10 protein-coding genes are annotated in these 12,125 nt (G+C 68.6%); 7 read left to right on the top strand and 3 right to left on the bottom strand.

The window, feature by feature from the left end; translation table 11 throughout:
- The first annotated feature begins 38 nt into the window (after positions 1–38).
- Genes ASF43_RS01490 through ASF43_RS01475 form a run of 4 tightly spaced genes read left to right on the top strand, consistent with a single transcriptional unit; the run spans position 39 to position 4,760 of the window.
- The gene (locus ASF43_RS01490; RefSeq protein WP_056175685.1) at positions 39–2,660 is read left to right on the top strand and encodes a circularly permuted type 2 ATP-grasp protein; all 2,622 of its coding nucleotides are present in this window, start codon (positions 39–41) and stop codon (positions 2,658–2,660) included.
- Complete coding sequence (locus tag ASF43_RS01485) at positions 2,657–3,610, top strand: transglutaminase family protein (protein ID WP_056175683.1); 954 nt, start codon at positions 2,657–2,659, stop codon at positions 3,608–3,610. Before ASF43_RS01490 ends, ASF43_RS01485 begins: the two co-directional genes overlap by 4 nt.
- Complete coding sequence (locus ASF43_RS01480; protein ID WP_056175679.1) at positions 3,607–4,062, top strand: RidA family protein; 456 nt, start codon at positions 3,607–3,609, stop codon at positions 4,060–4,062. The genes ASF43_RS01485 and ASF43_RS01480 overlap by 4 nt, the downstream gene beginning before the upstream one ends.
- A 2-nt stretch (positions 4,063–4,064) precedes the next feature.
- Entirely contained in the window at positions 4,065–4,760 is a 696-nt protein-coding gene (locus ASF43_RS01475) for an SDR family oxidoreductase (protein WP_056175677.1), read from the top strand.
- Positions 4,761–4,785: 25 nt separating this feature from the next.
- On the opposite strand, the gene parC is transcribed toward ASF43_RS01475, so the two are convergent.
- From parC to ASF43_RS01460, 3 genes are all read right to left on the bottom strand, one after another.
- Entirely contained in the window at positions 4,786–7,194 is a 2,409-nt protein-coding gene (gene parC, locus ASF43_RS01470; RefSeq protein WP_056175674.1) for a DNA topoisomerase IV subunit A, read from the bottom strand.
- Positions 7,195–7,274: 80 nt separating this feature from the next.
- Entirely contained in the window at positions 7,275–8,099 is an 825-nt protein-coding gene (locus tag ASF43_RS01465; protein ID WP_235578088.1) for a lytic transglycosylase domain-containing protein, read from the bottom strand.
- A complete protein-coding gene (locus tag ASF43_RS01460) occupies positions 8,099–10,078 on the bottom strand; it encodes a DNA topoisomerase IV subunit B (RefSeq protein ID WP_056175670.1) in 1,980 nt (659 codons plus the stop codon). Before ASF43_RS01460 ends, ASF43_RS01465 begins: the two co-directional genes overlap by 1 nt.
- Before the next feature lie 116 nt (positions 10,079–10,194).
- Here ASF43_RS01460 and ASF43_RS01455 point away from each other — a divergent pair, with 116 nt between their 5' ends.
- From ASF43_RS01455 to ASF43_RS01450, 3 genes are read left to right on the top strand one after another with little or no spacing between them, the layout of a single operon-like run.
- A complete protein-coding gene (locus ASF43_RS01455; RefSeq protein ID WP_056175667.1) occupies positions 10,195–11,415 on the top strand; it encodes an MFS transporter in 1,221 nt (406 codons plus the stop codon).
- A gap of 1 nt (position 11,416) precedes the next feature.
- A complete protein-coding gene (locus ASF43_RS31965) occupies positions 11,417–11,542 on the top strand; it encodes a hypothetical protein (protein WP_255358070.1) in 126 nt (41 codons plus the stop codon).
- A complete protein-coding gene (locus ASF43_RS01450; protein WP_056175664.1) occupies positions 11,542–12,090 on the top strand; it encodes a bifunctional 2-polyprenyl-6-hydroxyphenol methylase/3-demethylubiquinol 3-O-methyltransferase UbiG in 549 nt (182 codons plus the stop codon). The genes ASF43_RS31965 and ASF43_RS01450 overlap by 1 nt, the downstream gene beginning before the upstream one ends.
- Positions 12,091–12,125 lie beyond the last annotated feature (35 nt).

The raw sequence follows: 12,125 nt of genomic DNA, 5'->3' as shown, positions 1-12,125 counted from the left end.
GGCAGCTTTCCATGGCCGTGGTGTGACAATGCGGACCTGTGGACAAGTACAACAACAACCTCTTTGATGCGCAAACACAGGAGAGCCCCGCGGGGCTCGCCTCCTCGCTCGCGCGGCTGGCCATGCCGGGCCATTTCGATGAGCTGCGCGGCCGGGCCCGCACGGCCCATGAGCACGCCGCGCGCGCCGCAGCGGCGCAGCCCGATCTCACCAAGGACTGGGCTGCGTTCTTCGACCTGCTGGGGCGCGACGGTTTCTCCGACCTGAATCGCCGCACGGCGCAGCTGCAACGCCAGCTGCGCGACAACGGCGTCACTTACAACGTCTACGCCGACGCTGCGAACCCGCAGCGCCCCTGGTCGCTCGACCTGTTTCCGCTGATCGTGACACCCGCGAGCTGGCGCCAGATCGAAGCCGGCGTGCTGCAGCGCGTGCGCGTGCTCGACAGCGTGATGGCCGACGTCTACGGCCCGCAGCGCCTGCTGGCCAAGGGCCTGCTGCCGCCGGCACTGGTGCAGGGCCACCCGGGCTATCTGCGCTCCATGCACGGATGCAAGCCACGCGCCGACACGCACCTGCACATCACGGCTTACGACCTCGCGCATGGCGCCGACGGCAACTGGTGGGTGGTCTCGCAACGCACGCAAGCGCCTTCGGGCCTGGGCTACCTGCTGGAGAACCGGCTGGCCATCTCGCGCCTGTTCCCGCAAGCCTTCGAGTCGCTGAACGTGCAGCGCCTGGCCGCCACCTACAGCGCGCTGATCGACGGCATCAAGAAGATGAGCCCGGCCGGCGCCGACGCCCACATCGCGCTGCTGACGCCCGGCCCCTACAACGAAACCTACTTCGAGCACGCCTACCTGGCGCGCTATCTGGGCATCACGCTGGTCGAAGGCAGCGACCTGACGGTACGCGACCAGCGCCTGTACCTGAAGACGCTCAAGGGGCTGGAGCCCGTGCACGGCCTGCTCAAGCGCCTGGACGACCAGTACCTGGACCCGCTGGAGCTGCGGCCCGACTCGCGCCTGGGCGTGCCCGGCCTGCTGCAAGTGATCCGCGCCGGCAACGTGCTGATCGCCAACGCACCAGGCTCGGCCTTCCTCGAATCGCCCGCGCTGCTGGGTTTTCTGCCGGCGCTGGCGCGCCATCTGCTGGACGAGGAACTGCTGCTGCCGGCGCTGCCCACCTGGTGGTGCGGCGAGCGCGCGGCGATGGAGGCCGTGCTGCCGGACCTGTCCGGCTGCGTGATCAAGCCCACCTACGGCGACCACCCGGGCGCCGCGTCGTTCGAGGCCAAGCTGGGCGGCACGCTGTCGCGCCGCGAGCTCGACGAGTGGGCGGGCCGCATCGTGCGCCAGGGCGACGAGCACACCGTGCAGACCTACATGCCGCTCTCGCAGATGCCGACCTGGACGGCCAGCCCGAACCACCCGGCGCGCATCGCGCCGCGCTCGGTCATGCTGCGCGTGTTCGCCGTGTCCGACGGCCCGCGCTCCTGGCGCGTGCTGCCGGGCGGCCTGGCACGCATGGTCAGCGAACACCACAGCATCGCGTCCATGCAGCGCGGCGGCAGCAGCGCCGACGTCTGGGTGCGCACGGAGGGCGAGGTCGACCGCACCACGCTGCTGCCGACCAACCTGTCACCCACCGCCGTGGTGCACCGCAAGCGCATGGTCACGAGCCGCGCGGCCGAAAACCTGTTCTGGCTGGGCCGCTACGCCGAGCGCACCGAGAACACGCTGCGCCTGGCGCGCGTCACGCTGAACGTGCTGAACGGCGAGGACCAATCGTCCGCCTCCCTGCTGAGCTGGCTGCACGACATGGCCGTCTCGTTCGCGCTGGTGCTGCCGGCCGTGCCCTCGCCGCTGCAGGCGCGGCGCGTGTTCGAGCGCTCGCTGATCGCCGGCCTGGGCAGCACCGACCGGGTGCAGAGCGTGGGCTACAACCTGCGCTCCACGCGCCATGCGGCCTCGGCCGTGCGCGAGCGGCTCTCGCAGGAGCACTGGAACGTGATCGTGCGGGCCGAGGAAGACTTCCTCGCCCGCTGCGCCGACAGCGCGCGGGACGGCGACTTCTCCGCCGTCGAGGCGCTGCGCCTGCTCGAATCGACCAGCACCGCCACGGCTGCGATGACCGGTGCGCAGACCGACCGCATGACGCGCGACGACGGCTGGCGCCTGCTCAGCATCGGCCGCCATGTGGAGCGCCTGGGCTTCCTGTCGTCGGCGCTCGCGCGCGGTGTGGAGGCCGGCGCCACGGCCACCAATGGCGGCTTCGAGGCCATGCTCTCGCTGTTCGACAGCAGCATCACCTTCCACTCGCAGTACCAGCAAAGCCGCGAGATGGCGGCCCTGCTCGACCTGCTGGTGCTGGACCGAGACAACCCGCGCTCGCTGGGCTGGGTGGCGCACACGCTGCGCGGCCGTGTCGCCAAGCTGGCCGGCACTGCGCCGGCCGAACTGACGCCGCTCGCGCAGGACGTCGTGGCGCCTGACTCCTGGAGCCTGGAGGAGATCTGCGCGCCCGATGCCGACGACAAGTACCCGGTGCTGCTGGAGCGGCTGGAGCAGTGCACGCAGTGCGCCTACGACGTGTCGGACGCGATCGGCTCCATCTACTTCACGCATTCGCGCGATGTCAAGAAGAGCGTGGGCGCATGAAGCTGCAGGTCACGCACGAGACACGCTACCGCTATTTCCCCGCGGTGGAGACCGCGCAGCATGTCGCCCACCTGCGGCCGCGCGACACGCCCAGCCAGCGGCTGCTGGAACACAGCCTGCGCATCGAGCCCGAGCCCAGCGAGCTGCACAACGGCAAGGACGTGTTCGGCAACACCAGCGCTTTCTTTGCGCTGGCGGCCACGCACGAGAACCTGCGCGTGGTGGCCGATAGCCTGGTCGAGACCCAGCGGCCGACGCCGCCCGTCAGCCCCATGGGCTGGGAGCAGGTACGCGAGCGCTTTCGCTACCGCGCCGGTGCGGCGTTCGACGCGGCCTCCGAGTTCGTTTTCAGCTCGCCCTACGTGCCACGCCACACCGACTTCCTGGACTATGCGCGGCCCAGCTTCGTGCCGGGTACCAGCCTGCTGACGGCGGCCAACGACCTGATGCGGCGCATCTACCGCGATTTCGAATACTCGACCGAAAGCACCGAGATCAACACCCCGGCCGTGGAGGCCCTGGCACTGCGCAAGGGGGTGTGTCAGGACTTCGCGCACATCATGGTCGCGTGCTTTCGCATGATGGGCCTGCCGGCACGCTACGTCAGCGGCTACCTGCTCACGCAGCCGCCACCCGGCAAGGCGCGCCTGATCGGCGCCGACGCATCCCATGCCTGGGTCTCGGTCTACGTGCCCGACGTGCCCGGCCATGACGGCTGGTACGACTTCGACCCCACCAACGACCGCGTGCCGGGCGAAGACTATGTGACGCTGGCCGTGGGCCGCGACTATTCCGACGTTTCGCCCATGCGCGGCGTCATCCATGGCGGTGCCAGCCACACCCTGCACGTGGGCGTGACCGTGGCGCCTCTTTCAGAATCGGAACCGGCCCCAAGCCAAAGCCAAAGCCAAAGCCAAAGCCAAAGCCAAAGTCAGGAGCGCAATCCATGAGCATTTACGACAAGCTGAACCAACTGGGCATCGCCCTGCCCCCGGTCGCCACGCCCGCCGCCGCCTACGTCCCCTTCGTGCAGACCGGCAAACTGGTGTTCCTGTCCGGCCACCTGGCCAAGAAGGACGGCAAGGTCTGGGTCGGCCAGCTCGGCAAGGACACCACGACCGAACAGGGCAAGGCTGCGGCACGCGCCATCGCCGTCGACCTGCTGGGCACGCTGCACGCCGCCGTCGGCGACCTGAACAAGATCACGCGCATCGTCAAGCTCATGAGCCTCGTGAACTCCACGCCCGACTTCACGGAGCAGCACCTCGTCACCAATGGCGCCAGCGAGTTGTTCGGCGAGCTGTTCGGCCCGGCCGGCGCCCACGCGCGCAGCGCGTTCGGCGTGGCGCAGATCCCGATGGGGGCCTGCGTCGAGATCGAACTCATCGCCGAGGTGGGCTGAGCATGCCGGTCGCGATCGTCACGGCCGGCGGCAGCGGCATGGGCGCCGCCGCGGCCCGCGCGCTGGCGGCCCAGGGTTTCGAAGTGGCGATCCTGTCCTCGTCCGGCAAGGGCGAGGCGCTGGCCACTGAACTGGAGGGCATCGGCATCACCGGCTCGAACCAGTCGGACGCAGACTTGCAACGCCTGGTCGACGCCACGCTGGCGCGCTGGGGCCGCATCGATGCGGTCGTCAACAGCGCAGGCCATGGCCCCAAAGGCGACCTGCTCGCCATCTCGGACGCCGACTGGCACCTGGGGATGGAGTTCTACCTCCTGAACGTGGTGCGCATCGCGCGCCTGGTGACGCCGGTGATGCAGCAGCAACAGGCCGGCTCCATCGTCAACATCTCCACCTACGCCACCTTCGAGCCAGAGGCCGCGTTCCCGACCTCGGGCGTGTTCCGCGCCGGCCTGGCCTCGTTCGCCAAGCTCTATGCCGACCGCTACGCCGCCGACGGCATCCGCATGAACAACGTGCTGCCGGGCTACATCGACAGCCTGCCCGAGAAGGAAGAGCGCCGCGCGCGCATCCCGATGGGCCGCTATGGCACGGCCGCGGAGGTCGGCGAACTGATCGCCTTCCTGGCCTCGGACAAGTCGGCCTACATCACGGGGCAGAACATCCGCATCGACGGCGGCATCACGCGCGCGGTGTGAGATCGCCGGCCGCCACCTGCGGCCATCATTCGACCCGGATCACGGCCGCCGGCGTGAAGCCCAGCTCGGTCGCCTTGCCCTTGCGCCCGCGCCCGGCCAGCGCGTTGTTCAGCGAGCGGATTTCCAGCGTCACCTCGCGCGCCTTGCCGCCGCGGCCCACGCCTTCGATGCGCACGCTGCGGGTGTAGGCGGCGGCGCCGGCCAGGCTGTCCTTGTCGTCCAGGTCCATCAGCATCAGGCCGCGCCCGCCCTTCTCCATGAGCTTGAGCTCGCCGATGGCAAAGCCCAGGATGCGGCGGCCGGCCGTCGAGGCGCAGACCACATGGGTGGCATCGGGCAGCGTGAGCCCCTGGGCCACGCCGGAAACGTGCGACGGACGGCACAGCGTCTCGCCCTCGCCCAGGCTCACGAACGCCTTGCCGCCGCGCTGGCGCGACAGCATGTTCTCAACCGTGGCCAGAAAGCCGTAGCCGCCAGAGCTCGACAGCAACAGCGTGGCGCTGGGCGGCCCGGCGAAGAAGTGCGCCAGCTGCGTGCCGCTCTCCAGTTCGATCAGCGAGCTGACCGGCTGGCCGTCGCCCCGGGCACCGGGCAGCGTGGCCACTGCCACGGTGTAGACCCGCCCGTTGCTGCCGAACACCAGCAACGTGTCCACGCTGCGGCATTCGAAGGCCGCGTACAGGCTGTCGCCCGACTTGAAGCTGTAGTCGGCCGGGGCGGTGTTGGCGCGGTCCTTGGTCCAGCCCTTCTGTGCGCGGACCCAGCCCTTTTGCGAGACGACGACGGTCACGGGCTCATCGACGACGCGCACCTCGGCCACGGCGCGCTTGTCGGCCTGGATCAGCGTGCGGCGCGCGTCGGCGAAGGTCTTGGCATCGGCCTCGATCTCTTTCACCATCAGCCGGCGCAGCGACGCCGGGTTGTTCAGGATGTCTTCGAGCCGGCCCTGCTCCTCGCGCAGTTCCTTGAGTTCCTGCTCGATCTTGATGGCTTCCAGCCGCGCGAGTTGGCGCAGCCGGATTTCCAGAATGTCCTCGGCTTGGCGGTCGCTCAAGTTGAAGCGCGCGATGAGCGCAGCCTTGGGCTCGTCCGACTGGCGGATGATGGCGATCACCTCGTCGATGTTCAGCAGCACGATCTGCCGGCCTTCGAGGATGTGGATGCGGTCCAGCACCTTGTCCAACCGGTGCTGCGAGCGGCGCTGCACCGTGGTCTGGCGGAACTCCAGCCATTCGGCGAGCAGCTGGCGCATCGACTTCTGCATCGGCCGCCCGTCCAGGCCCACGCCGGTCAGGTTGATCGGCGCCGTGGTCTCCAGGCTGGTGTGGGCCAGCAGCGCGGTGGTCAGCTCCTGCTGCGAGATGCGGCTGGTCTTGGGCTCGAACACCAGGCGCACGGCTGCGTCCTTGCTGGACTCGTCGCGCACCACGTCGAGCACGGCCAGCAGCGCGGCCTTGAGCTGCACCTGGTCCTGGCTCAGCGCCTTCTTGCCGGCCTTCACCTGCGGATTGGTCAGCGCCTCGATCTCCTCCAGCACACGCTGGTTGCTGACGCCGGGCGGCAGCTCGTTGACGACCAGCTGCCACTGGCCGCGTGCCAACTCCTCGATCTTCCAGCGCGCGCGCACCTTGAGCGAGCCGCGGCCGGTCCGGTAGGCCTCGGCAATCTCGGCCGGGCTGCTGATGATCTGGCCGCCTCCGGCATAGTCCGGGCCGGGGATGAACTGCAGCAGCTCCTCCTCGGTCAGCTTGGGCGTCTTGATCAGCGCGATGCAGGCGTCTGCCACCTCGCGCAGGTTGTGGCTGGGGATCTCGGTCGCCAGGCCCACGGCGATGCCGCTTGCGCCATTGAGCAGCGTGAACGGCAGGCGTGCCGGCAGCTGGCGCGGCTCCTCGGTCGAGCCGTCGTAATTCGGGATGAAGTCGACCGTGCCCTCGTCGATCTCGTCCAGCAGCAGCCGCGTGATGCGTGCCAGCCGGGCCTCGGTATAGCGCATGGCGGCCGCGCCGTCGCCGTCGCGGCTGCCGAAGTTGCCCTGGCCGTCGATGAGCGGGTAGCGCTGGCTGAAGTCCTGCGCCATGCGCACCAGCGCGTCGTAGGCGGCCTGGTCGCCGTGCGGGTGGAAGCGGCCCAGCACGTCGCCGACCACGCGCGCGCTCTTCACCGGCTTGGCACCGACCGTGCCGTTGGCGCCGCCGAAACCCAGGCCCATGCGCGCCATCGAATACAGGATGCGGCGCTGCACCGGCTTCTGCCCGTCGCAGACATCGGGCAGCGCGCGGCCCTTGACCACACTCATCGCGTATTCGAGGTAGGCGCGCTGGGCGTAGCGGCCCAGGTCCAGCGAATCGTCGCCCTCGCCGTCGGCGGGGCCGCTCGCGCCCGGGCCTTGCGGCGGGCCGTCGGAAAAGTCCAGGGTGGAGGAATCAGTCATGTCCATGCGAAAAGCTGCGTGCAGCGCCCAGGGCGCCGACGTTCAGGAAAACGGATGCCGCAAGCGGCGTGGAAAGCCGCTCAGGGCTGCTGCGCGACGCGCGTGACGGCAGTGGCCGGCGGCTCGGGCAGGTTGCCACGGCCCTGGGCACCACCGCGCAACTCCATGCGCACACGCAGCGGCGACTCCCGGCGTGGCTCGATGGCGGGCGCGGGCTTGAGGCCCTGGTACAGCCGCATCACGGTCTGCACGTAGGCTTGCGTTTCCTTGTAGTTCGGGATGCGGTTGCCGGCACGCTGCACGGCGCCCTCGCCGGCGTTGTAGGACGCCAGCGCCAGCTCCAACTGGCCCGGGAACAGGTCGAGCAAGAAGCGCAGATAGCGCGCGCCGATACCGATGTTGGTCTTGGGGTCGGTCAGCTTGACTTCGATCGGAGCCTTGGCGTCGCCGGCCAGGCCATAGCGCTCGGCCGTGGCCGGCATGATTTGCATGAGCCCGACGGCGCCCTTGGGCGAGACGGCGGCACGGTCGAAACCCGACTCGGCCACGATCAGCGCCTGCAGCAGTTCGTAGTCGATGCGGTGCTTGAGCGAGGCCTCGCGCAGGTGCGGCTTGACCAGCTTGTAGCTGGGCGAGACCTCGAAGAAATTGAGCAGCTTGGCCGGCACGGGCACCGCCGGGCTCTCGGGGCCAGGGTTGAAGGCACCCACGCCGTCGCGCGTGTCGAAGCTGTCGTCACCCTTGTAGAACAGCGCGTAGCGCTCATCCACGCGCTCGGCCGAGAAGTGCGCCACGCCGCGCGCATCGATGTAGCCCCAGACATCGGCCTGCGCCGCCAACGGCATGCCGGCAGCCAGCAGCACCAGCCAGCCGGCCACCGTCCTGGTCACAAGATTTGCAAACATCAGATATCCACCTCGACCGCGTCGCCATGCAATTCCATCAGTTCACGACGGGATGCGGCTTCGCCCTTGCCCATGAGTTTGGTGATCAGCTGTTCGGTCCCCGTGAAGTCGACCTGGCCCAGTTGCACCGGCAACAGGCGGCGGGTATCAGGGTTCAGCGTGGTATCCCACAGCTGCTCGGCGCTCATCTCGCCCAAGCCCTTGAAGCGGCTGATGGTCCAGCTGCCTTCCCGTACGCCTTCCTTGCGAAGTTTATCCAGGATCGCCGTCAGTTCACCCGTATCCAGCGCATAAGCCTTGGAAGCCGGCTTCTTGCCGCGCGCCGGGGCGTCGATGCGAAACAGCGGCGGGCGGGCCACGAACACATGGCCGGCCTCGATGAGCTTGGGGAAATGCCGGAAGAACAGCGTGAGCAACAGCACCTGGATGTGCGAGCCGTCCACATCGGCATCGGCCAGGATGCAGACCTTGCCGTAGCGCAGGCCGCTCATGTCGGGGCTGTCGTTCGGGCCGTGCGGGTCCACGCCCACGGCGACCGAGATGTCGTGGATCTCGGTGTTGGCGAACAACCGGTCGCGCTCGACCTCCCAGGTGTTGAGCACCTTGCCGCGCAGCGGCAGCACGGCCTGGCATTCCTTGTCGCGGCCCATCTTGGCGCTGCCGCCGGCGGAGTCGCCCTCGACCAGGAAGACTTCGTTGTGCGAGGTGTCGCGGCTTTCGCAGTCGGTCAACTTGCCCGGCAGCACGGCCACGCCGGAACCCTTGCGCTTTTCGACCTTCTGGCCGGCCCGCTGGCGCGACTGCGCGGCGCGGATGGCCAGCTCGGCCAGCTTCTTGCCATAGTCCACATGCTGGTTCAGCCACAGCTCCAGCGCCGGCCGCACGAAGCTGCCCACCAGGCGCACGGCGTCGCGCGAATTCAGGCGTTCCTTGATCTGGCCCTGGAACTGCGGGTCCAGCACCTTGGCCGACAGCACGTAGCTGGCGCGCGCGAACACGTCCTCGGGCAGCAGCTTCACGCCCTTGGGCAACAGCGAATGCAGCTCGATGAAACTCTTGACGGCCGTGAACAGGCCTTCGCGCAGGCCGGCCTCGTGCGTGCCACCGGCGCTGGTGGGAATCAGGTTGACGTAGCTCTCGCGCACGACCTGGCCTTCTTCGGTGAAGCCCACGCACCACTGCGCGCCCTCGCCCTCCGCGAAGGTGTCATGGTTTTCGGCGTAGCCCTCGCCTTCGAACAGCGGGATGAACGGGTCGGCCGTCAGAGTCTGCGTGAGGTAGTCGCGCAGGCCGCCCTTGTATTGCCAGGTCTGGCTGTCCTTGGTCTTCTCGACCGTCAGCGACACGGTGACGCCTGGCATCAACACGGCCTTGCTGCGCAGCAGGTGGGCCAGCTCGTTCATGGGCAGCGTGTCGCTGTCGAAGTACTTGGCGTCGGGCCAGGCGCGCACGGTGGTGCCGGTGCGCCGGTCGCCCGCGTCGGCCTTGCGCACGACCAGGGGCTCGACCACATCGCCATGCGCGAACACGAGGCGCGCGACCTGACCTTCGCGGTAGCTGGTCACTTCCAGGCGCTTGGCCAGCGCATTGGTCACCGACACGCCCACGCCGTGCAGGCCGCCGGAGAAGCTGTAGGCGCCGCCCTTGCCCTTGTCGAATTTGCCTCCGGCGTGCAGCCGTGTGAAGACCAGCTCGATGACCGGCGCGTTTTCTTCGGGGTGCATGCCGAACGGGATGCCGCGGCCATCGTCTTCGATACCGATGGAGCCGTCGGCGAACAACGTGACGCGGATCCGCTTGCCGTAGCCGGCCAGGGCCTCGTCGGCCGCGTTGTCGATGACTTCCTGGATGACGTGCAGCGGGTTGTCGGTGCGCGTGTACATGCCCGGGCGCTGCTTGACGGGCTCCAGGCCCTTGAGCACACGGATGGAGGCTTCGCCATACTGCGGCTGGGCCTTCGAGGGAGGTTGGGTTGCCATGGCGCGGGATTGTAGGGGCCAGCCCCGCCAACCACTGGATGCAACCACATGCAGCCGCCACAACGGAGCGGACAGGTCGCGGCAAAGGTCGGCCAAATTCACTACAGTCGACGCCCATGACAAGCACAACAAAGACAACCTTGCCGCTTGCCCGCATCCTGATTTGCGGCGGGCTCATCGTGACCCTGTCCATGGGCATCCGCCACGGCTTCGGCCTGTGGCTGCAGCCCATCACGCAGGCGCAGGGCTGGACGCGCGAGGCCTTCGCGTTCGCCATCGCCATCCAGAACCTGGCCTGGGGCGTGGCAGGCATCTTCGCCGGCATGGCGGCCGACCGCTTCGGCGCGTTCAGGGTGCTGCTGGTCGGCGCGGCGCTCTACGCGCTGGGCCTGTTCGGCATGGCCCATGCCAGCACGCCAGTGCTGTTCGCGCTATCGGCCGGCGTGCTGCTGGGCATGGCGCAGGCCGGCACCACCTATGCCGTGATCTTCGGCGTGATCGGCCGCAATGTGTCGGCCGAGCGCCGTTCGTGGGCCATGGGCATCGCCGCGGCGGCCGGCTCGTTCGGGCAATTCCTCATGGTGCCGACCGAGGGCTTCCTGATCCAGCGCTTTGGCTGGCAGGAGGCGCTGGTGATCCTCGGGGTGGCTGCCCTGCTGATCGTGCCGCTGGCCTTCGCGCTGCGCGAGCCGGGCTTCGCCGGCAGTTCACCCGTGCGGCGCGAGCAGACCATCGGCCAGGCGTTGGCCGAGGCCTTCAAGTACCCCAGCTTCCAGTTGCTGATGGCTGGGTACTTCGTCTGCGGCTTCCAAGTGGTCTTCATCGGCGTGCACCTGCCCAGCTACCTGAAGGACAAGGGCCTGACGCCGGAGGTCGCCAGCTATGCGCTGGCCCTGGTCGGCCTGTTCAACGTGTTCGGCACCTACATCGCGGGCAGCCTGGGCCAGCGCATGCCCAAGAAGAACATCCTGGCCTTCATCTACTTCGCGCGCGCCGTGGTGATCAGCCTGTTCCTGCTGGCGCCGCTCACACCCATGAGCGTCTACCTGTTCGCCGCCACCATGGGCTTGCTATGGCTGTCCACCGTGCCGCCGACCACGGCCGCCGTGGCCTCGATCTTCGGCATCCAGCATCTGTCCATGCTGGGCGGCTTCGTGTTCTTCTCGCACCAGATCGGCTCCTTCCTGGGCGTCTGGCTGGGTGGGGTGCTGTATGACCGCCTGGGCAGCTACGACGTGGTCTGGGGCATCACGATCGCGCTGGGCGTGTTCGCCGGCCTGGTCAACCTGCCGGTCAAAGAAGCCGCGATCCAGCGGCCCCAGCTCAAGCCCACCTGACATGGCGCGCGGCAAGAAGATCGCCCTGTATGCCGCTGCCATGACCGCGCTGGCGGGCACGTTCGCGCTGTACCTGCGGCCGGACTTCCTGGTCGATTTGTCCAACCAGGTCTGGGCCTGCTTCTGATGGCCGTGCCTTCGGCATGGGTGCTGCGCTGGCAGCACCTGATCCCGGCCGGCGGCAGCGTGCTGGACGTGGCTTGTGGCCCGGGGCGGCACATGTTTCCACTGCACGCCGACGGCTTCCGTGTCATCGGCGTCGACCGCGACCCCCAGGCCATCGCCAGCCTGGGGCCACTGGCCGATGCTGGCGCCGAGATCGTGCAGGCCGACATCGAGGACGGTCCCTGGCCGTTCGCAGGGCGCCGGTTCGATGCCGTGCTGGTCACCAACTACCTGTGGCGCGCACGCCTGGCCGACATCGTGGCGGCCGTGGCGCCGGGCGGGGTGCTGCTGTACGAGACCTTTGCCCAGGGCAACGAGACCGTCGGAAAGCCGTCGCGGCCCGATTTCCTGCTCGCGCCGGGCGAACTGCTCGCGGTGGCCAGCGGCCTGCGCGTCGTGGCATTCGAAGACGGCTTCCTGGATGCACCAGCGCGATTCATCCAGCGCATCGCCGCGGTGCGCGAATTGCCGGGATCGGCCCTGGAACTCCCTGCGCGCCACCGGCTCTGAGCCTGCAGCCCGCGCATGGTGCGCTGGGTAGAATG

This window comes from Pseudorhodoferax sp. Leaf267, assembly GCF_001422405.1.
In the GTDB taxonomy this organism is placed as follows: Bacteria; Pseudomonadota; Gammaproteobacteria; order Burkholderiales; family Burkholderiaceae_C; genus Pseudorhodoferax.
Note: the sequence above shows the minus strand (reverse complement) of the source record. Positions and strands in the feature narration are given on the sequence as shown.

What these genes read in the sequence shown, in the direction of transcription:
- ASF43_RS01465 (WP_235578088.1), bottom strand. Translation starts at nt 8,099, where the DNA reads ATGTTTGCAAATCTTGTGACCAGGACGGTGGCCGGCTGGCTGGTGCTG.
- ASF43_RS01450 (WP_056175664.1), top strand. Translation starts at nt 11,542, where the DNA reads ATGGCCGTGCCTTCGGCATGGGTGCTGCGCTGGCAGCACCTGATCCCG.
- ASF43_RS01475 (WP_056175677.1), top strand. Translation starts at nt 4,065, where the DNA reads ATGCCGGTCGCGATCGTCACGGCCGGCGGCAGCGGCATGGGCGCCGCC.
- parC (WP_056175674.1), bottom strand. Translation starts at nt 7,194, where the DNA reads ATGACTGATTCCTCCACCCTGGACTTTTCCGACGGCCCGCCGCAAGGC.
- ASF43_RS01455 (WP_056175667.1), top strand. Translation starts at nt 10,195, where the DNA reads ATGACAAGCACAACAAAGACAACCTTGCCGCTTGCCCGCATCCTGATT.
- ASF43_RS01485 (WP_056175683.1), top strand. Translation starts at nt 2,657, where the DNA reads ATGAAGCTGCAGGTCACGCACGAGACACGCTACCGCTATTTCCCCGCG.
- ASF43_RS01480 (WP_056175679.1), top strand. Translation starts at nt 3,607, where the DNA reads ATGAGCATTTACGACAAGCTGAACCAACTGGGCATCGCCCTGCCCCCG.
- ASF43_RS31965 (WP_255358070.1), top strand. Translation starts at nt 11,417, where the DNA reads ATGGCGCGCGGCAAGAAGATCGCCCTGTATGCCGCTGCCATGACCGCG.
- ASF43_RS01460 (WP_056175670.1), bottom strand. Translation starts at nt 10,078, where the DNA reads ATGGCAACCCAACCTCCCTCGAAGGCCCAGCCGCAGTATGGCGAAGCC.